This window comes from Opitutus terrae PB90-1, assembly GCF_000019965.1.
Classification (GTDB): Bacteria; Verrucomicrobiota; Verrucomicrobiia; order Opitutales; family Opitutaceae; genus Opitutus; species Opitutus terrae.
Map to the genome: position 1 here is coordinate 633805 of NC_010571.1, position 20562 is coordinate 654366.

General features: G+C 59.4%; 12 protein-coding genes. 2 read left to right on the forward strand and 10 right to left on the reverse strand.

Annotation, left to right across the window (positions count from 1 at the left end):
* Nucleotides 1–42 precede the first annotated feature (42 nt).
* A complete protein-coding gene (locus OTER_RS02675) occupies nucleotides 43–1113 on the forward strand; it encodes a toll/interleukin-1 receptor domain-containing protein (protein ID WP_012373362.1) in 1071 nt (356 codons plus the stop codon).
* A 68-nt stretch (nucleotides 1114–1181) separates the two neighbouring features.
* On the opposite strand, the gene OTER_RS02680 is transcribed toward OTER_RS02675, so the two are convergent.
* The 6 genes from OTER_RS02680 to OTER_RS02705 are packed head-to-tail and all read right to left on the reverse strand — an operon-like array spanning nucleotide 1182 to nucleotide 10536.
* A complete protein-coding gene (locus OTER_RS02680; RefSeq protein ID WP_012373363.1) occupies nucleotides 1182–1874 on the reverse strand; it encodes a hypothetical protein in 693 nt (230 codons plus the stop codon).
* A gap of 37 nt (nucleotides 1875–1911) precedes the next feature.
* Nucleotides 1912–2394, reverse strand: a complete 483-nt coding sequence (locus OTER_RS02685; protein WP_148217979.1) for a hypothetical protein — start codon at nucleotides 2392–2394, stop codon at nucleotides 1912–1914.
* Nucleotides 2357–3610, reverse strand: coding sequence for a TIGR02679 family protein (locus OTER_RS02690; protein WP_012373365.1), 1254 nt, complete (start codon nucleotides 3608–3610; stop codon nucleotides 2357–2359). The genes OTER_RS02685 and OTER_RS02690 overlap by 38 nt, the downstream gene beginning before the upstream one ends.
* Entirely contained in the window at nucleotides 3594–7697 is a 4104-nt protein-coding gene (locus OTER_RS02695; RefSeq protein WP_012373366.1) for a TIGR02680 family protein, read from the reverse strand. Before OTER_RS02695 ends, OTER_RS02690 begins: the two co-directional genes overlap by 17 nt.
* Nucleotides 7698–7702: 5 nt before the next feature.
* The gene (locus OTER_RS02700; protein ID WP_012373367.1) at nucleotides 7703–8941 is read right to left on the reverse strand and encodes a TIGR02678 family protein; all 1239 of its coding nucleotides are present in this window, start codon (nucleotides 8939–8941) and stop codon (nucleotides 7703–7705) included.
* Nucleotides 8938–10536: a TIGR02677 family protein gene (locus OTER_RS02705; RefSeq protein WP_012373368.1), complete on the reverse strand. Its 1599-nt coding sequence runs from the start codon at nucleotides 10534–10536 to the stop codon at nucleotides 8938–8940. The genes OTER_RS02700 and OTER_RS02705 overlap by 4 nt, the downstream gene beginning before the upstream one ends.
* 453 nt (nucleotides 10537–10989) lie before the next feature.
* Here OTER_RS02705 and OTER_RS02710 point away from each other — a divergent pair, with 453 nt between their 5' ends.
* Nucleotides 10990–11964 (forward strand): hypothetical protein, encoded by a 975-nt coding sequence (locus OTER_RS02710; protein WP_012373369.1) that lies wholly within the window; start codon nucleotides 10990–10992, stop codon nucleotides 11962–11964.
* A gap of 1128 nt (nucleotides 11965–13092) precedes the next feature.
* Here the strand turns inward: OTER_RS02710 and OTER_RS24870 are convergent.
* The 4 genes from OTER_RS24870 to OTER_RS26995 all read right to left on the reverse strand — a co-directional run bounded on the left by OTER_RS24870 (nucleotide 13093) and on the right by OTER_RS26995 (nucleotide 19873).
* Nucleotides 13093–14460 (reverse strand): TniQ family protein, encoded by a 1368-nt coding sequence (locus OTER_RS24870; protein WP_012373370.1) that lies wholly within the window; start codon nucleotides 14458–14460, stop codon nucleotides 13093–13095.
* Nucleotides 14461–14553: 93 nt separating this feature from the next.
* On the reverse strand, nucleotides 14554–15513 hold the full coding sequence (locus tag OTER_RS02720) for an ATP-binding protein (protein WP_012373371.1): 960 nt from the start codon (nucleotides 15511–15513) through the stop codon (nucleotides 14554–14556).
* A complete protein-coding gene (locus OTER_RS02725) occupies nucleotides 15513–18356 on the reverse strand; it encodes a Mu transposase C-terminal domain-containing protein (RefSeq protein WP_012373372.1) in 2844 nt (947 codons plus the stop codon). Before OTER_RS02725 ends, OTER_RS02720 begins: the two co-directional genes overlap by 1 nt.
* Nucleotides 18353–19873: a TniQ family protein gene (locus OTER_RS26995; protein ID WP_083767593.1), complete on the reverse strand. Its 1521-nt coding sequence runs from the start codon at nucleotides 19871–19873 to the stop codon at nucleotides 18353–18355. The genes OTER_RS02725 and OTER_RS26995 overlap by 4 nt, the downstream gene beginning before the upstream one ends.
* Nucleotides 19874–20562 lie beyond the last annotated feature (689 nt).

Sequence of the window (20562 nt, forward strand, 5' to 3'; positions counted from 1 at the left end):
GTTTGCCGCCCCAGAAGACAATCCCATCGCGACCTTCGATCCATGAGTGACCGCGAAACGAAATTCGAGCTACCCCGCAACGTGGAGCGTTATCTGGCCGCGCTGTCGAAACTCTACGCGCGCGAGGGCGAACGCCAGCTTCAGGAAATCGTTGTCAACGCTCAGACGCGGATTCACGAGCAGTGGACATCGGACAATTGGGACGGCGGAACCTACGGCCACGCACTCTACTTGGTCGTGGCGGAATCACTCTTCCTGAGTGTCGCCAAAAAGCGGGACACGTTGCAAAAGCGGATCAAGGAAGACCTCAACGCCCTCCACAATGTCCCGGGCGAATTCTTCGCGGAGGTTTTTCTCGAGTTGGAACCGAGCGAAGACTCGGCATGGCGCAAGGACTCCGGTCTGCTCCTCCTGCCGCGCAGTTCGGCCTCCACCACCTCGATCAAGCGGATCTGGGGCGAAGCCGGATTCAGGGTTTTTCTCAGTCACAAGTCGGTGGTCAAAAGACAAACGGCGGCGTTGAAGGAGCGGTTGAGTCTCTACGGCATCTCAGCCTTCGTCGCTCACGCCGACATTCGGCCCACCAAAGCGTGGCAGGACGAGATCGAGAACGCGCTGGCGACGATGGACGCCTTCGTCGCGCTGATGACCGAGGATTTCCATCAAAGTGACTGGACGGACCAAGAGGTCGGTTTCGCCTTCGCTCGCGGCATTCCCCTCATTGCGGTGAATCTTGGCCGCAACCCCTACGGATTCATCGGGAAATTTCAGGCGTTGCCGTGCACATGGTCAACAGCAGCCAAGGAAATCGTGAGCGTCCTGGTGAAGAGCGACCGGATGTTGAACGCCTACATCCAGGCAGTCGGGAGTTGCCCCAACTGGGACGATGGGAACCGCCTCGCCGAAATCTTCCCGGCAATCGAGCACCTTTCGGACGGCCAAGCGGACGCCCTGATTGCCGCCTACAACGACAATGGCGAGGTGAACGGGAGCTTCGGTTTCAATGGCACCAAGCCAAACTATTACGGCGACGGCCTCCTCACACATTTGAAACGCGCGAACGGGCGACGCTATCGGGAACTTCCTTCGGGCAAGATCAAACTCGGTTCGTAAATTGCCGGCCACGACCGTTACCTGTCGGTTTGGCGGGAAAGCCCGACGCCTCCGTTCCATCGAGGTGATCACGCTTCCGCATTGGTGTCCCCCGATACCAAGCAGTTGTCCACCGCCTTGAGAATGGATGTGTCCCACGGACAGGAACGAGAGCGGACCCATTCCTCGGCTTTCACCTGAAATCCAACGTCATCCGCAACAACGTGAAAAAGACGCCGATGCAGCTCGATGAAATACGTCGCCTGAATCTCTCTCTGGCTGGGTATCGAAGCGGACTTCGTGCCCATCGCGAAACGTAGCGTGTATTGCCGGTCAATGGGAGCAACGAGTTCGGGCAGCGCATGCGCGAGCACCTTCGAATTCGCAACGAGCACCGTCTTCCCGTCCATTGCGTCGATCCTCAAGAATACCCCGCGGAGCCGAGACCAACGGTCCTCATCCATCTCCTGCCGCTTAACCCGGCGCAATTCCTGAATCGGCTTCCACTGGGCGCGAATCGACGAAAGATATCTTTCGAACGCCTGCATTTTCGCGCCGCCCTTGCCCATGCGGTGCATGCCCCAAGCCACGAGCATCGCATATGAGGCATCGGCGAATGCCTCGGCGTTGGCGTCGATAAGCCGCAGGGCTTTTTTATGAAAATACAGCGAGGGTCCCGAAAACCGGGCGCGGGCGACAAAGGCGCGATGCCTCGCCTCATAATTCGTGAGCAGGTCGTGGACCTTGGGCTCAAGCTGTGAAAGAAAGCGCGGCAGTTTCACGGGACAGTGGAGTGCAGCAATGGTGCTCGTCCATTGCCTAACCCGAATACAGCCCAAGGCCGGTCGCCGCGCTGAGGGCGTTCAGCTTGAGCCATGTATCATGTCGCTGTTGCCAGTTACTCACCAACAGCCATTCCAACAACTGTTCGTCTGTCCATTTTGTCGGCGGCTCGGGATAGAGCGGGTGGTCATTCAATTCAGCGTGGATGATTCCGAGCGTATCAAGCGCACACAAACAGCGCATTGCGCAAAAATACCCCTGTCGCGGTGTCGGCTGTCCGATGCCGCCTCCGCGCAGGAGCGCGCGCATCAGCGCGTCACAAGGCAATCGATCAAGCGCCTCGGCCGCCCGAAGCGTAGTCGCCAGCTCGCGCACCGGCAGCTTAAGCCACGCCGGATCGGGCGCTCCGCCCAATTCCTGACAACGCAGAGTGAGCCCCTGCAAAGTGCGACCGATTGGCTCCCAATTACGACCCATGGTTTCAAGATAGGCGGTGCGATCGATCGGACACAATCTCAAGGTCCGACAGCAGCAAGTCCGCCACCGCTTCTTCATGCACCAGTTTGTTGCGCTTCTGCATTGCGGTCGTGAGTTCCGGTGCCCAAGGCGCGTTGAACACTGCTCCCGTTAAATCTTCCGTTCCAATCGCCGAATTGTAGTCATGTTCTGAATACCGCCACGGCCGGGCATTCAGGCGAGCAATCACACGCGAGGCGATGGCGAGGCCTTTCCAATCGAAGTCCCCGTGATACCAGATCTCGGTGCCGGCGCGGCGAAGGTGCCCCAGTAGATTCCACGCGGCGGTCTTTGGTTCACCGTCTACGCATATAATTGGTGCCGAGCCCGCTCCGAGCTGCCGTGCGGCCAAGGCGACGATCGAAGGATTCTCGCAAACATACACCCTCGGCGGAGCCACCACCTGTGTCCAGGAGGTGGCCAGCAGGAGGCGCGTCGTGACGTGAATCGGTATCGTCGCGGCATGTGCTGCCGCCAGAATCTCCTCCAACGGTGAAGCGCCGGGCAGGACAAGATTGAATACGAGAACAGGAGCGCTGAGTTCGTCGCAAACGACGCCTGCCTTCGACCAAAGCTCACGACGCTCGGCCGCATTGAGCGGCATAGCGCACTGATGGACAACGGAGACGCCCCGCAAGATAATCGTTGCGAGTGGTGAACCTGGATCGAGGGCGTGACTGTTGCCAGCGAGGCGTGCGGCGACGCTGGCAATGGGCTCGTCCTCGAAAGGCATCTGACGGAGCACGGCGACGGCCTGATCGACCCAATGCCCGGCGATGTCTGCATTCCCTTCGCTCAGGCGTTTGAGCAAGCCGTCGCGCCGAAGCTGATCCAGCCAGATGTGCAATGAAGGGCCAACCGTTCCCTTCACCCGCTTCCAAAGGTCTTCCCATGCTTGCGCATTTGCCGCAGCCAGTGCGCGCGTGGGGTCCGGTTGCCCACAGACCGCTTCGAGAACTTCCTCCCAAGTATTCGCCAGACCGGCCGTGCGAAGCTGAATCAAAAGTGCTTCAGGCGAAACCGACAGGGAGGCGCCGGTGCTGGTTGCCCGGCGGAGCAATTGATCGACAGCCCGCCGCTCTTCCACTGACGGAGTGTCGAGGGTCAAAGTGCCGGTAAGCGGGCGGCCCAACTCCCGGCGTTCGTTGAGGCGTTCGATGAGCCGACGAAGTTCCGGGCGTCCGAATAAGGCCTGCAGGCGCTCACGTTGGGGTGACATGGGGAGTCGAGCCGTTGTGCCCGCCAGCGGCATAATCAGGCGGATTCGCCAGCACTTTTTGCCGTCCATTCCACACCCAACGGGTCGCACCCACCGCGTCGATACCGGGATGGGTCGTGAGTTGGTAGATGGCGAGGCCCTTGACGGTCGAATAAGCCCCCCACTCGCGTTCGCTCGTCATGACGAAATCGAGATCAAACGCTTCCAGCAGTCCCATGCATTTGGCTCGGACTTTCGAGTCGATACCGACAAACACTTCGTCGAGCAGAATCAAACGCGGCGCGTGTGGTGCCGCCGAACGATAATGCGCCGCGGCGGCGGCCATCTGCGGAACGGTCAGCATCAGCGCTTTCTCGCCGCCCGACCCGGTGCCGTAGCGACGTTTGGTGAGTTTGTCCCACTTCTCGTTCTGCCGGCGTTCGACGCTAAAGCGGTGCCAAGTGCGATAGTCGAGTGCCTGTCGCAAGTGATCGGCCCACAGTCCGAGCGGATTGGAATTCCGCGCATCCTTGATGAGGCCGTGTAGAAACTGGCCAAGCTGCGCCCGCTCGTCCGGCGTCCACAGCTCGGGATCGGACAGGAGGAGCTTTCGAGCTTCTTCAAGACCTTCAGGCACATCTTCCGTGCGGGGCTCCCATTTCAGGCGCATGGAAAGACCGGTGCTGGTCGAACAGCGCACGATCTCGGCATTCATGTCGGCTACCCGCGACTCCGCATTGCGGATCAAGTCCTGAAGCGCAGTGGCAACTTCGCCGATCAGGTGATTGTCGATGACTTCGCGCTCGCGCTCTGTCAACACGCGCTCCTGAGTGGCGATTTCGGTTGCAACAGCCGCGTGCAATTGTCCCAACCGCATCGGTCCGCCGTGGAAAGCGCAAGTAACGACCCCGAGACTGTCATCCGCATACTGCATCTGTGGCTGGTAGCCACGCCCGCCCAGCGAGGTCTGCAATTCCGTGAAGTGCTGGAGCAACGCGGTCTGCCGGTTGCGCCACGCATTATCGTCAGCCGCGATGTCGCGCAGAGTGCGTTCGATGTCGCGCGCGATTTCAACCGAACGTGTGACGGACCAGGCATCCGCCTCAATCGGGGCAAAGGTCGGATGGGCGTCGCCGAATAGTCCGTGATGGGCGAACAAGCGCACCTTGTCGATGGCGGCGGCTCGATCCCGGACGATGTCGTTGAGTTGAGCATTGAGCTGCTGTAATTGCTGGATCGCGAGCTTGGCATCGGTGCGGGCGTCGACGAGCGCGTCATTGGCCTCGGTCGCCGCCTTCTCCGCTGCCGCATGGGCGATATTGGCCGTGGCGATCTTCGTTTGCAGCGCCTCCACCGAGGCCCCGACGTTTTCATGCAGCGTGTTGAATCGGGCTTGAGCCTGCACCGATTCCTTTTCGGTTTCAGCCCGGCGCTGTTCGGCCGCTTCGAGTTCTTCCCGCGCTCGGATTACCTCGCAAGCCGCCAGTTCGACCTGTTCTCGGGCTTCGTTCCATAGCCGGGCGGTGGGCCAAAATTCCGCGAGTTTGAGACGATACTCCTGCCACACTACACGCAGCGTCTCCGGTTTGTCCTGCCACGCGGTCAAACCGAGGTCGGCTGCTGCGGAATTACGCTGCGTGGATGCTTCTTGGGTTTTTCGTCGGGCCACTTCCGTGACCTCTTGGGCATCGGCATATTCCTTGCGCGCGAGGCTCAGACGATCGCGCGCTCCGGCCCTCCGGACAAGCGCGTCGGCAATCGCCGTGTCGGTCGGTGCGCCGAGGCGTTCAGCCCGAATTGCTTCGACGCGGGTCGTGACTAGTTCCGCACGCTTCGCTGCGGCCAGTTCGTTTTGCGCCGTCAGCGTCGCGGTCTCTGTTGCAATTTCCGCGAGTCGCCGCTGTCGCTCGGCTTCGCGCGCGCCCTGACCCAAATGCTGCGCGGCAACCTTCTGACCGCGGCCATGAATCGGCCCAAGCCTCCAGCTCCCATCGAGACTTACCCAGTGTTCGCCCGTGTCGCGTCCGGCGCTTATCTGTTGCAGCGCAGATTCGACCGCATCCGCCGTTAGCACGTCGGATCGATTGACCGGAACAGCCGCGCGAAGCCACTGCGTCAGTGTCGGTCCCAGGGGGACGCCGTTACCAGAGCCAATAAAACTGTCGCAGGCCTCCTGTGGCACGAGTCTACCCGTCGGCGTGATAAGTGCATCGAGCAAGACTGCCGACTCTAGCGCGGCCTCCAAGCGGGCTCGCTCCTCGCCAGTGAGATTTTCTTGGAAATCGCAAACTTCCCAGAGCGGGGCACCCGCAATTTGGCTCCGCACGTTGGGGTCTCGGGTAACGGGCATCGGCGGCGGCAAGTGCCGTCCGCCTTCGAGTTCGGTTCGTTCCAAGGCAAGTCCGGCGAGTTGTTGTTTCAACCGGTCGATTTCCTGTTCGACACCGGCGAGCTCGCCGCACCGTTCGCCCTCCGCCTCCGCGGAGGCCGCTTCCATCACGGCGGGTAGCGTGCGGTCGGACGGATCGCCGGTTTCAAGCCAGCGACCCAACGCATCGTTCAAGGCCGCAACATCGGGCGGACGCAGCCAGGTCAAGGCCGTCTTCCATCTGGCGTATTCCTTGAGCAACGTTTCGCCGGCATTCGCGAGTTCGGCATCGAGCATCCGCTCATTCTCTCGCTCTCCGGAAACACGGGTTTCAGCGTGATTCTCGCGTTCTTGCGCCTGCGCCAGTTCGGCCTGGGCTTTGAGGCACGCGGCTTGGAGAACCTCAAGTTGGGCAACGGCACGGTCACGATGTTGCACACGATCGCCGAGCGCTTTCTCCGCATGCGCCAGCCATCCGGCTTGGCTCGGCCATGTCGTGAGGTCGGGAACGTGGCGTTCGTGGTCCTCCAAAAACGCCGCCGCCTTAGCTGCAATGTCCGCGCTCTGGAGCACGGCGGAAATCTGGATACGCGTGTCTTCGGCACGCTTTTCCTGCCGCGTGTGCTCCGTTTCCGTTACGGACAAGCGGGTTTCGCGGGACATCTTGTCCGCCGTGCGCGTAACGAGCTGCTCCTTCCACGATGCGGCCTGGCTGCGCGCGTTCTCCAACGCAATCGCGTCGCGCTGAAACGGGCTATCACGGAGCGCTTCCATCTGCGAGGTCGCCTCTTGTTTGGCGAGATCCGCCGCCGTCTTCTTTGCCTCCGCCTCTGTGATCCTTCCCTCCGCTTGTTCCTTTTGCCGGGTCTGGTCGGCGATCCCACGGTTGGTCTCCTCGTAGCGAGAATGCTGTGTGCGGACCCCTTCGGCCCTACGCCGCACGGCGACCTGCAGGTAGCGTTGGTAGTCCTGCAAAAACTTTCCCACTTCGGCGTGGATGTCTCGGTGGGTCTGTAGATCAGCCCGGATCGAGTCCAGGTTCCGGAATGACTCCGCTACGTCCTTGACCAGCGTTTCCCCAAGCGGAGGCAGCGCGTCGCTCAACGCAGCGGAGAGACGGTCTTCGTCGAGCTTGCGGGCAAGCTGCGGCGCGCGCAGACGAATGAGTAATTCAATCAGCGAGTCGTAGCGGAGCTTAAGGCCGAACAAGAGTTCATCCACCCGCTTCCGATAGTCCTCCACCCGGCGAAACAAGGAAGTCTCGCCCAAGGCCAGCTCAAGTTGATCTCGGCTAAGCGGCTGACGCTGATCGGTAAGAAGCCGGAAATCCTTTCCGACCCGCAGGTGCGTCGCGAAATACCAGCGGTTAGGCAGCCCGTCGACGCCGCGAATCGCGCGCATCCCGCAACCCAACGTCACGAATTCAGCGGTGCCATCCGCTTTCCTTCGGCCAAACTCGATCCACGTGTAGCCGAGCCGGTCGTCGTAGTCGTTCATCAGGAGATGCCACGCCATGGCGCGGGCGGGATCGCCATCCGGCTCGACGCGATGCGAACTGATTTCGCCGTCGAAAAGAAAGGGAAGCTGCAAAGCGAGCACCCGCGACTTGCCGGTCCCGTTGTTCCCGCGCAACAGCAGCCGCCCGTGGTCGAACCAAAACTCCTGATCCTCGTATTTATAGAGATTGATGAGACCGCTGCGCAGCGGCTTGAACCGTTCGGATGTGGGTTCGGGAAGCATGGCGGTTACGCGACGCTATGCGCGGTTTCAAGCGGAGCACGAAGCCGGAAACGATGGATCGCCGGCATCGGCACGACGCCGTCGCGGATGATGCGGACCAAGCCCAGTCCGGCGAGCCGGGCCACAATTTCCCGAGCGAACTCGTGCTCATGGCCGGCGACGGTAGCCTCGCGGCGCCAGCGGCTGCGGTGCTCGACCGCCTTGGCCGCGACAAAATCCGCGATAGCGGGCATCGGCACGACCGAGCCTTCGGACTCGCTCCGGCGTGCCGCCAGAAATTCGGCAACAAGGATTGTAGCGTGACCGTCGGTGCCTTCCTCGGGCATTCCAACATCCGAGCAGTCGCCAAATGGATCAGTCAGGGCGAACCCTTCCGCCCGCTCCTCGGGGACGAAACCGGTTGCCTCGGCCAGTTGGCCGACCAAGTGCCAGCGCTGGCGCAAGAGGTAGGCCTGTTCTTCCGCGGGCAGTTCGCGGTAGTAGATGACGGGATCATCCAACAGTCGCCGGACCAGTCCCAGCCGAATGCGGCGGTTGCGTTGTTCATCGGTGTCAATGAGCGGCTCTTCTACCAGCGCGGCGAGTTGCTCGTCGAGAGTCTCGGCCGGCACCAAGCTTGGCGCGCGACGGCCGGCGAAAAGTCGCGAAAGCACGATATGGCGGACGTTATAGAGAACATCTGCCGCACGATCATAGACGAAGCGATCTTCAGCGCCATCGAGTCGGCGCAATACCTGCCATGCGAGCAACAAGCGCACGACCTGCACCAGATCACGGCGCTCGTCGGGGCTTTCCATGCGAAACGCCATGCCGGCGGCAACCAATGTGGTGTCCTGGTTCCACAAGTTGACCACCTGATCGGCGACGCGCCCCAGGGTTGTCTGGCGCTCCTCGCGAACGAGCACAGCAAGCGCGAGGCATAGCAAAACGTATCGACGGCGGGTGAACGGCTCATTGCTCCGGTCGTCCTGGGCCGGACGCGAAGCATCGGCGAGGTCGGCTGGTGTCTTCCGCAAGCGTGCAAAATCTGCCGTGACGTCCAAGCTCCAGCCGGCCTGGCGCGAGAACCATTCACGCAGATCGTCGGCGTGTCGGCGCACCCGCGTGAATTCGGTCGCATCGGCAGGGTCTTCGGCCAATAGGAGAGGCTTGCGCAGCAAAGCGCGCAACGCCCGCCGACGGTCTTCGACTCGCAGGTGGTCCAGGACCGCGGCTTCGCCAGGCGGTGGTGTGGCAACACTCATGCGGAAAGGGCTACGGTTTGCCCGACGACGTCCGTAGCGGCAGGAGCGTTGAGATCCGTGATCGTGACGAGGAAATCCGGCCCCCGCAGGGTGCCGACTTCGGTTTCGACCGTAGCCAGCGGCGTGCCCGTGGCCGGCGTTTCGAGCACGATCACCAACGAACCATCTTCGGAAGTCGCTTCAACGGATTCGCCCGGTTTGGACACGCTTGCATTGGCTTCGCCCAGGAGATCGAGCAAAAGGTCGAGTTCCCGCTCTTTCAGCACTGGCAGGGCAGACAGTCGACGCGGTTGTCCTGTGGCGAGGGTGCGCCGAGCCGCTGCCGCAAGCTCCTCCTCTTCGGTGGCGAGTTGCGCCAAGCGCGCGCGCTCTGCGGAACGATCAATGACGGCGCGCACCGGGCCGCGCGGAGTCGAACGCCCCACCGCTCGCAACCGCGGTGTCAGGTAGAACGGCGGTGCCTCGGTCCACGACGTGCGGGAATTGGCGCCCTCGCTCTCCCATGCAGCTAACGTATCCTCGTTCACGCGAAGGTGGCGCGCCGGCGTGAGGCCAAACGCGGCCCGCCATAGGCGATGTAGGTCGTCGTTGGCTGGGCACGCTGCGAACCACCGCGCCAGCGTGATGAAGTCGGTTGCGCGATCAGTGCGACTGGCCCGCTGGTCGTTGAGCCGGCGCACCGTTTCCAACAAGGCGGGAATCGCGGCTCGCGCCCGGCCACGTAGAATCTCCGCCTGAGATGGCGCCTCCAATTCGCCGAGGAACCATCGGCGCAGTCCCTGCCAGCGGAGTTGCCATTGTTCGCGCGCCGCGGCCCGCTGGCGTTCGTCAGGCTGCAAGGCATCGACCAAGTCCGCCTCCGCTGCGGCATCGAGCGCCCGGTCGATGCCACCGGCCTCGATGTGGCGGAGGCTGGTGCTGACGCGGAAGGTGGCCAGCACAAGTTCGCCGACAAACCGTTCAAGATAGCTCAACAACGCCTCCTTGTGCTGGAGAAACAGGTCCAATTCAGACGACGGAGCGTCGATGCTGCGCTGCACAGTGCGCATGAAAGACTGTGCGCGGGTTACAAGTTGGTGGAACCGGTCGGCGAGTTCGCGCAGGGCGCGAACGGCCTTTGCGGTGTCGAGGTCCCCGTTGGCGAGAAGACGCTGCAATTCATCAAGCGTTTCTTGAATGCTGCGGAGCGCGGTCGTCTGTAGTTCGCCAGGCCGCAGGAAGTGCAGGTCGAACGCGGTGAGTGCCTGTTCGGTCGCCTCGCCTGCCATCGTGAATTGATACAGGAATCGTGGCCGTTTGAATTCCTCCACCGTTTGCACCTCGGAGTTGTCCTGGCTCGCGTCCAAGTTTCCCCACTTGTGAAGTTGTTCGAGGGCCAGGCTCAGTTCTTCGACATCGGGGAGCGCAGAACCGTTCACCAACCGATCGGCTACCTCAGCGGGACGAAGCGAAATCTCGAAATGTTCCTTCGCCTGTCCAAAGACACGGAGGATCGCGCGATAGAAATCGACCTTGGGTGCGGCCAAGTGATGGAACGTCTGGTAGCCGCCGGGCGGGCATTCCAAATCATCTCGCTGTGGTTCCGCCTGATTCATGACACCTTCAGGCCGAATGGGCAACGAGTGACAAGCAAACCGAACCCGCGGCAATCGGCGGCGGGCGAAACGACCGGCGAGCCGACATGCAGCCAGTTGTTCATTCGGACGAGCGAATAGGAACTATTCTACAAGAATTGTGTTGGGATCCATTACAAAAATGTGCACATCGCCACCGAACGAGTTTCCGCACCGGTCGATCTGCACCAATGTTTGGAAAAGAAAACGCCCCGGTTGTTATGCCGAAGCGCTGGCCCGCAGATGATCGAGACAGGACTTGTGGAGCCTTGCAATGGTCGAACGGCAGACCGACGGCCAAATCATCCGTCCTGACGAGCGGGCAGACAGGGACACGACTCGAGTTGCTGCCGCGTCTTCTCTATCTTTTCGGCCAGCAGCTTTGGTTCAGATATCAGCGTTGCGATGGAGAGTTGGTCGCTGTAGATCGATATCGTGGCTGAAGGCGATTCCGAGTGGGAAACACTGGTTTGGGGATTGGAAAACATCCTTGCGGAGTATGGTATTTCGGTGGCCGTGCATGGTGCCTTTGAGGAGGCGGCACTCACGCTTACGGAACTCGAAGAGTTCCGAAAGAACCCAATGGCCTGCGACTGTTCGGCCGATCCCCGCGAGAAGTGGCGGAGAGCAATGAGTTTGGCTGACCTAGCCGAAAAGGTCTTGCTGGCGAGGACGCATTCTGACTTTGGGGCATTGATACCGCACTTGAGGCTACTCGGTGGGTTGGCGGACCTTTCTCAGTTCTCCACGACGCTCAAAGAGAATCAGGATAACAATAAGGTGTTCGAGCTCTATGTGGCGGCGATGGCGCTCCACGCTTTAACACAGTGCACAGTAGACCACCCGGAGGAATCGGACGGGACCAATCCCGACGTCATGGGCCGTTTCAACGGCAGGACCTGGGCGATCGCCTGCAAGGCAATGCACTCAACAAATCCCAAGACGTTTTGTGAACGAGTTCGTGAGGGCGTAGATCAAATTGAGGCAAGCGCAGCTGAGCGAGGGTTGGTGGTCGTGAACATGAAGAACACGTTCGACCACGACGCCCTGTGGCCGGCGAAAATTATCGATGGCAACTATCATCTCGGCGGACTGCGTTCGGTTGCGCATGCTCGTGAATTGCTGCTGCCGATCTATCAGACGCTGCAGGCGGGCGTCTTCGAGGTCTATGGATCGGAACGCTCATTCTACGAGCATCTCTTTAAGGGCAAGAAAGCCGCCTCGTACGTACTGCTCATATTTTCAACCGTCTGCGGCTTTCCGGGTCCAGCGTTCATGCCGGTGAAGACCATTAACTGCTTGTGTCATGGGCACGACGCCGAGGCCGAGCAACTTGCCGAGCAGCTCAACATGGCTCTGCACAATAAGCCGCATGATCCCGTAGTGCATGGGGAAGAACAGCCAGGGTAACGACGCGATCGTCCGGGTACACGCGCTAATGAGTCGGCACCGACCGGCACTTAACCTGGCAGTTTTAGCTGCTCTCCTCCTCGCCCCGAAGGAATCTTTCGACTTCTGCATGTGAGTAAATCTTCGTCCGCAGGTAAGGCAGCGATTTGAGCAAGCCACGGGCTTCCAACCGGTAGATGCTCACCTTCGAGACTCCCAGCTCCACGCTCAACTCGGCGAGCGAGTAGGCCAGTTTTGCATCGAAACTGGCGAGACCCCGCTCTCGGAAGTGGTGGCCCGGCTATCGCGCGCTCGCCGCGAGAAAGACCCGCCCGAAGACGAGGAGACACCGCCACTATCAGAGCAACCGAACGGAGCGAGCCAGCTCGCTACGCCCAAGGCCGCAAGGTATCCTGAACTCACGTTTGAGAGGGACAAAATCTCGGACAATTGCCGATCTTTTTGCCGATGTTTTATCTCTTCTAGTAGTTACAGATCAATGATCTCAAAGAGTAACCAAAGGGAACAATGTCACGAATTTTGCCGACTGTTCGGAGAGAATCGTCGACCTTCAGCTGGGTGGCAGGCACGGGGATCAACTCACGCTGGATCGAGCAACGCGTTGCGAAACGCCGATATCACTACCGAGAGCTATGGTTCACTTTCCTCGGGTCCAAGCCGAGGGTCACCCCTTTGCCCATATGGGCGAACCAAGACGCCGCGCAACCGATCGTGGGCTGGACGAATGAAGAATTGGGCCCAGTCATCAGGCCTGAACCCCCTCTGGACCCAGTGTATCCAGCGACCAAGCGCGCACTGCTGGCCGAACCTAGGGTTACTCGGGTAACGGCGCCAGCCTGTCTTCTTGTCACAGCTGATTGTGCCCTCCCAAACAGTTGCGCCGAGTTGGTCTAGAATCGTCAGCTGGTCACCTTCGCAGATTGGTTCGAGTGCGTCGTATCCATGGCGGCCATTGGCCTCGATCATCCATACGGCCCCTTCAGTGCCCGTCTCGGAGAAGCCGAGCAGTCGCCCCTCCACGATTTTGGCGGGTGCGCCGCCGGCGTTTGGAGTATTGGGAGGCTGTTGTTGTTCACTCATTGGGATCCGAGGTTTCTCTTCGCGTTTCATGCTAGGGCGCCGGCTGATTTAAACGGAAATATCCAGAAGCATTTGCTCCGGCACACCGGGCAGCAGTTCCTGGGCTCGCCGAATTGCTCGTTTTGCGTAACGCCGCCGGACCTCGTTACGGAGGATCCCCGGTTTTTGAAAAACGAGCGAAAACCCCTGCCAGGTGGGCGGCTGTCGATTGAGGAAACAGGCCGCCACATAGCTCTCAACCTTACGGCAGAACCACTCCATTTTTCTCTCTTTGATCCGGCGCCGATTGGCGGCGTAGTTAGCCTTCATCTGAGAGCATAGCTCAGGAGCGATCTGCCGAAGGGTTCGTGGCGAAATGTTGAGCTCGGCCGCGACCTCGGGCACGGGTCGCATTGGGTTCAGAGTGGCCAGAGCTTCCGTCCTGATCGTGATGATCGAGCGTTCGGCGCCTGTTAGGCGCCGCCTCTTCCAGATAAGGGCAAGTCCTCGCGTCGTCGGCGCAGGGCGAACCGCGCTGAAATCTCCCCGATATAGCGCCGGTAGTGGCAGGCCGTTCCGGAGGCCCAGTTCAACTAGCCGGGATGCCGAGGGTCGGATTCGTTTGCTGCGCCACAGCGATGCGGTACCAACCGAAATGGCGAAGTATTTCGCTACCTGCTTGACCGATCGCGCCCCGTGCGTGTCCGCCCATCCCATAAGCCGTTCGACACAATCTCGGGCGGCAAGGTAGCCGGCAGGTTTGGCGGCGGTAGCTTCGGCCACCAGGGCGCCGAGTTCCTCGGCGGCGGCGATTTCCGCATGCCCTGCCGACCGAGCATGATCTAGACGGCGATCGTGCCCGCACAAGGGGCATTCCCAAGGCTTGCCTTTGAGACTCAGCCGACTCGCCCGGCGACCGCAGCGACCACAACGGGACACCAAAACGCACTGATGCCGCACGCAGGCACCAAAAAGCGCCAACTCCCATGCGATGTGCTCATGTGGCTCTAGATCTGAACCTAAGCACTTAGGACAATATGCGGCGAAGCCTCGCGTCATGCGCGCAAACGAGTAGCCACTCAGGGTGTGGCGCCAATGCATCCTCATAACCTCCGGCCTGCCGACCAAACTCGCGAGCCGTGTGGCGAACTGATAGCCGATCTCGGAGACGCTCACAGTTCGGCGGGCGAGTGAGGCCCGAGCCGTCCGCCGGAACACCAATCCGCCATCACGCTCTTGTGTAGCCAGCGCCGTAAATGGACCGAACACCAGATGACCCGGCGAAAAACTGTTCTGCAGAGCGACACGGCAAAAATAGCTAAATAGGGATTCAGCGGCTACCGACCCCAGCCCTATTGGGGCGGGGCTGATCAGCAGCGAGCGCCGCGGAATATCAGGCAAAATGGAGGAATTGGGAGCTTCCTTCTGATTGGACATCTTCTGTAGGTCCGCTGGATTCGTTGCTGGCACTACAATGCGCCGGAGGCGCACGGCGATTGTCTGCTTTCAGACAGTCTTTTATATAGCGCTTCACTGTGCAGCTACTCTTCTCTTGAAATCTTTAGCTTCCGCCTCGGATACATGGAACCTCGCCTCTCCATTCTCCGCACAGTCCAGGATAGTCTTGAGGACGTCTATTGGAATTCTCTCGGCGAAGAGTGTTTCGAGGCTGATGGTGCTTTCACCGTCTCGCATGCTGGCCTTGGCAGCTAGAGCGAGCCAATCACGTAAGACGCCCATCAACCCGATGCAGCTCTCATAGATGACGGCGTGGTGCTCCTGCAAAGAAAACGAGAAGTAACCACGAAAATGCACGTCCATGTCCCGCAGGACACTTCTAAATACCCTTCTGTCTTCAGCAGTGCTGCGATATCTTGCCATATGAACCCGCCGATTGCGGCGGGCGAGTTGACCGTTAAGCCTAACTAGCGGAGCGACGTCATAGCTGCCGATCAGGACTAGCCTTGTGCCTGTGCCCTGCACGATGGACTTTAGCACGTTGGCCTGCTTCTCGATTCCTTCGACGTCGTCGGCCGCGAAATCGGAGATGAAGTGATCCGCTTCATCCAGTAATAGGTACAGGACCCGACGGCTCTGGAGGACCGTCTGGAGCTTGCGCCGACCTTCAGCTAAGTCACGGACAGAGGGATTGGGGTGCTGCAAGGCCGTCAGAAGCTGTGTATAGAATAGCGTCCAATTGAACTTACCTTGGGCAGTGAGCAGAGCAATCGAGGCCAAAACCGCCGGAAGGAACTGCAGGTCAGCAATCATCTCCTTGGCGTTTTCTTTAATGATCGCCTTCACCAGTTCTCGTCCTACATGCGTTTTCCCGGCGCCTGTAGGACCTATGATCGTAATCAATCCGGCGTCGCCTGGCGTCGCCAAATAGAGCTTAAGCTTATTAACAGCCTCGACAAGATTCGGATGAACAAACGTATAATCCTCGTTGAAGAAGGGAAACCCAGCTAGGTTGCGTTCCCCTCGTTTCATCAGGATATTCCTCCGAAACCGGTCCATTTCGGCAATGACCTCCGCGACGCTGTAATCTGGGTGCCTAGGTCCCGCAATGGAGCCCCGTGCTCCTGCCTATGCTCAAGCGCCGGTTTGGGGATACGCCGCGCGTTGCCCACGCGAGTTTCGGCGCGCGCCGCCTTGTTCTCCGCGGCGCGTGTGCGGGCCAATTTTACGTCGCTCCTGTCACAGTTCTTTGCAAAGAAGTCCGCCAGCGTAGTGGCATTGATAGCGCGGCGTTTTTCTTTAAGGGTTTGTGCTGCTCCGAGAAGCTCCGTCGTGGCTATGCGAATCTCCTTCTCGGACAGGCCCTTGAACCGGTAGCGGAATTCCCTCGAGTAGCAGAGCCGCCACTTCCCGTCGATCAAGACCCATGCTTTGCTGAAGTCTTCCGGGTCATACTTCACCGAAAACTTATGGCCTCTATTTTCCCGCTCCTTCGCCTCCCTGCACCAATAAGGAATACGATTGATGACAAACCCTTGCCGCGGCGAAGCAGTGGCGTATCTCCGCTTGGTGGTGGGCAGCGTGAGCAATATGAAGTCCTCATTGTAGAGGACAATCTTATGACTCCGCGGGCCGCCTAGCCGCATGTCAGCCTTGAAGGCGTCCCGTGGCGTCACGCCATTCAAGTGGTGCGCTTGAGTGTCGAGGTAATTGTAACAAAACTCGCGCACCAAGTCTGCAAGTGTGGGCAGTGAATAGATCGCCAATCTGCGTGGGTTATGTGACGCCGACACCGACCGCGGGTCTTTCATGGCAAGAGTGTTGCCAGCAAGGTTATGGAATAGTTTCGAGGTGATCGTCAAATTCAGGCGCTCAAGCACAGCACCAAAGCGCGGCTTTCGTGCTGGTCTCAGTTTTTGCGTTATACCAAAGCGGAGCAGCAGCGCTCCAAAATAGTCGCTGCGAAATTCCTTGCCGCCATCGGTGACGATGACGCGGGGCAGGCGATTGTGCCGTTGTACGCATTCTCTGATAACCTGCATGCAGGACCGATAGCTCGGCGGCTCGTAGGAAAGCGTGACCGCGAGAATGCGGCGATACCGCGGTGAGACCATGACCGTGAACCAAGGCCGCCCTAGGTGCAGACCGTCGGCTGCGAGCGGTGTCTCGCAATCGACCTGGGTGTGATCGATGTGGGAGACAGCCCAAGCGTGCTCGCCATCGATACTGAGGTCGTCCCAATCGTCCTCCCAAACGGCAGCGCGCATGGCGTAAGCCACTTTTTCACCGTAGCGGCTTTTTATGTACTCATCTTCCTTCTCTGCACTGTTTCTTCTGAGTTGGGCATAGAAGGCCGTGCGGCTCGGCGACTGTAGATTGAGTCTGTGCTTCTTGCACCGCCGCCTTACCTCGCCCCATGACACTTCCTTGTTTCGCCCCGGCGTCTTGGCCCAGTAGTTGTCAATCACGTCGTCCATGATCGCGATGACCGCGGGATCTAGCTGCCGCTGGGGATTGCCTAGTCGCTGTTTGTCGCGTAGTCCGAGCATACCAAGACCGGGCCCATACTTCTCTTCTGCGGTGTGGTAATTCGTTAGGTAGCGGTAGATAGTCCTCGTCTTCGGAGGCAATTGCTTGCGTTGATACTGCGTGCGAGCGTTAAGAAAGGGGCGAATCAGTTCCTCCCTTCGCAGCATCCGGGGCCACTGTTCACGCGCAGCGTAGTACTCTGCCAGTCCCCTTTCCCGCATGCTCTTGGCCGGTCCTTCAACCAGCTTCGCCTCATTAGAGGCAACGAGCCGCTCCAGTTGCTCGAGCATCATCTCCTCGTGGGTGTCGCCGTGCTCGATGGTTACGACGTCATCGACAACTCCCATGATCTTGGCTGGCTCGCCTCTGAGGAGAAAGGCGGTTCCAGTCCGCACGTCGAATTCTGAAGTAAGGAGATTCCGATCGATGGGCAGCTCTGAAAGGCGGGTCGCTGCGCTGGCCACGACCGCGTCCCGATAGACTGGAGTCGTATAATTGGGGGCCAACGGCTGGCGGGCGAAGTCGACGTAGAGTTCACGGCGCGCGAGCAGGAAGAACAGCGTGTCGATTTCGTCGTCCTGCAACCGATCTTGAATTTCCCGGATCTGAATCCCCGGCGAATCGTCAACGATCTTCTTTATTCGCTGCGCCACATCAGACAAGTAGTTCCCTTTAGGTTCGTCGTGGTAGTCAGCAAGGACCTCGAGGTTGTTGGAGAGTTGAACCTCGGACTGTTTCATCACAAACACGACGAACCCTAATCCGAGCGCCTTTGCGGCCGCCTCCCCGGGCGGACAGCTCCAGCGCCCGTCCTTCATGACGAACATACCGGGCTTTCCTTTGGGATTTTCGGGATGGATGATTCTCTTTATCTCGTGCTCCCACTTGCATTCGACGAACCCCGCCCACCGATCGGTCATCCAAAAGTAGTCGGGCGGGTAGTTGTAGGAGTGATTGTCTTTCCCCCCGTTGAGCTCGGTCGTTATTCTGAGGTAGATTGGCTCGCTTAATATCAAACGGGTCCCCGCCGCGGGATGATGGGCGCGCCACAGGAATCCCAATTCTGCGGAGCGGCTCGACCAAGGGATGCGGGCGTACATGATGTTGCTCGCGTAATACCCCGTGACGTTGCCGTTGCCGGTTGGCTTCCGCACCGGGCTAGTCTTGCACATGTGCTCGATGAGATCACGCGTCTCCGCCGTGAGATGCAGCTCCCGCGTCCAGCGAGGAATTTTGTCGAAGCTGAATTTCGGGCTCAGGCTACTCGGATGAGAGTCCGAAAAGACATGGTCGTCCGCTGCAGCGTCGATGAAACTTCCGTCGGCAAAAGGATGTTCGGCGCTCATGGCTCCTCCGCAACCACTAGAACGGGATTGGTATCACCGTCGACCAAGGGAGCTTTAGCCGGCTCAGACAGATCTAGCTGGCAACGTACATCGTGTGCCACGGATGGCTCAGGGTGCGGGGCTCGGCGAGCATCGCTCTCCCCAGTATCGACTGACCTTTCCCGGGCCACCGGCTTTTCGACAGCGCGCAAGAGCGCTTGTTTTGTATATGTGCAGTAGGACTCGATACGTAGAAATCCCGGCTTTCGAAATTGGCGAATGACCCCGGTGAACGTTGGACGCGATTTCTTCTCCAGACAGTCGCTGATGTAGCGATCGATTTTAGCGATTCTCCAATTTCGCCTCGCTTCTATAAGTCGTTTTTTGTTTGCGGTATGCCGTGTCAGCATTCTCGAATAGGCAACGGGCGCGAGTCGCTTGAGCGTTTTCAGCGTGACCCCAATGCGCGCCGCAATTGTTCCCGGTGCAAGCGGCGGGGAGAGTTCCGCCATCGTGGCCAGCCGGACTATAGCGCTCGTCTTCTGCTCCTCTGTCAGGCGCTGGTCAGTCCAGAGTGGCCATGCCACGTTAATTGGCGGCTCCCGGGGCGCGAATGTCGACGGTTCTCGTCGCCACCCCTCGAGGAGCGGAATTCCGAGCATCAGTGACATCTGAATCGCAGATGAGAGGGAAATGGCACTATCTCCTCGCACCCAGCAAGATACCGTGTTTCCGTCATAGTCTAGGAAATGTCCCTGTTCGCTTCGCGTCCGAGCGCCGCTGGCCCGGGCGTGGGCCGTCAGTGCGGATATACAATCTGACGAGGAGCATCGCGCACTGGCATCTCCAGAAGTAACCTGCGCTATGAGTCGTCCGAGTCGCTTGCTGATGAGGACCTCATCGTCAGAGGCTCCATTGGTAATCCCTTCACTTCGGTAGTCGCACCCGCAATAGGAGCAGCGAACGAGGTCGTTACTGCCAAACTTAGGTCTGGAATTGTGGCATCGATTGCATATAGTGGTTAGTCTCCGCTTATGCACAGGACACGCGACTGCCTGATTCATCTCCCAGAGCATTCGGACATAGGGTACCGCATCGGTTCGTAGGCACTCGTGGCACCACGCATTGGATCTGCGGGTCAAGTACCTGAATGAAAATCCCTCCATGGACGTGCCCCAATGTAGACGCCTAAGGAGGGGGCGGCCTAAAATGCGCGCTAACACCGAAGCCAATTCCTGGCCGGTGCGCGAGGTGCTGGTCACAAGTCTCAGCTGAAACGCACGCGCCACCCGCTGAAGCCTATTTAGGTCGGCGTTCCTACCCGCGAGCGGAGCAAGCGTCTTGCCGTAACTGATGCTCCCGACGGTCAAACCATTTGCCGCGACGAGCCGCGTGAAATAGCTGCCAAGGGACTCAGCTTGCGAACTACCCAGAGCAATGGGCTCTGGGCTGAGAAGCACGGAGCGTGGCGGGATTCCATAAATCTCTTCGCATAGAAATGCCATAGGGGTGTGATTGGTGTACGACATGACCGTCATCACGCCTGTTTGTTTTTGGCGCCGGTTATCTTCAGAAGCTGCTGCCGCGCTAGAATGATCTTCGTTGGCGAGGCCCTCCCAGGAGTAGAAGCAAGGCTTCGACAACGATTCATAACCAAGGGGTGCTGCAAGCGCTGCTCTGGTTTAGCTGTCGCGATGCTGTTGGCGCAGGACGCAACAACTCTGCTGTCGGGACAGAGTAAAAATTGCCGTTTTTGACGGTCATAGATTGACAGAATACCATATATGGTATTCTGTCAATCGCGGATTGTTCTCGGCTTGTAACGGTGTAATACCATACGGCCATGGCTCGAAAGAATCCGATTGCGCACAGCGAAATGGAGGTAGGTGGGCGCTTACGAAACATTCGTGAATGGAGCTACCTAGCGCAGACTCAGTTCGCACTGATTCTCGAGATCGGCCGAGAGCGATTGGCCAGCTACGAGGCCGGAAGGGTCCCACTCCCATTTCGAATCGGCGAGCGCGTCTGCGATCGGTGGTGTGTAAACCCTTTTTGGCTCGCAGAAGGTATGAAGCCGCGAATGGGACTCTACTATTTCTCTGTAAACGAAAAGGTACTCCGGAAAACCCGTTCTTTTCGCGACGTAGTGGGTTTGGCACTCGGCGCAGGGCACGATGCGCGCACCAGAACGGATCGGAATCCACCAGCAATCCACGCCCGTAAGGCA

Bases quoted from the DNA above. Each gene is read 5' to 3' on its own strand.
- OTER_RS02675 (WP_012373362.1), top strand. From the start codon at position 43: ATGAGTGACCGCGAAACGAAATTCGAGCTACCCCGCAACGTGGAGCGT.
- OTER_RS02690 (WP_012373365.1), bottom strand. From the start codon at position 3,610: ATGTCACCCCAACGTGAGCGCCTGCAGGCCTTATTCGGACGCCCGGAA.
- OTER_RS02695 (WP_012373366.1), bottom strand. From the start codon at position 7,697: ATGCTTCCCGAACCCACATCCGAACGGTTCAAGCCGCTGCGCAGCGGT.
- OTER_RS02700 (WP_012373367.1), bottom strand. From the start codon at position 8,941: ATGAGTGTTGCCACACCACCGCCTGGCGAAGCCGCGGTCCTGGACCAC.
- OTER_RS02705 (WP_012373368.1), bottom strand. From the start codon at position 10,536: ATGAATCAGGCGGAACCACAGCGAGATGATTTGGAATGCCCGCCCGGC.
- OTER_RS24870 (WP_012373370.1), bottom strand. From the start codon at position 14,460: ATGTCCAATCAGAAGGAAGCTCCCAATTCCTCCATTTTGCCTGATATT.
- OTER_RS02720 (WP_012373371.1), bottom strand. From the start codon at position 15,513: ATGAAACGAGGGGAACGCAACCTAGCTGGGTTTCCCTTCTTCAACGAG.
- OTER_RS02725 (WP_012373372.1), bottom strand. From the start codon at position 18,356: ATGAGCGCCGAACATCCTTTTGCCGACGGAAGTTTCATCGACGCTGCA.
- OTER_RS26995 (WP_083767593.1), bottom strand. From the start codon at position 19,873: ATGACGGTCATGTCGTACACCAATCACACCCCTATGGCATTTCTATGC.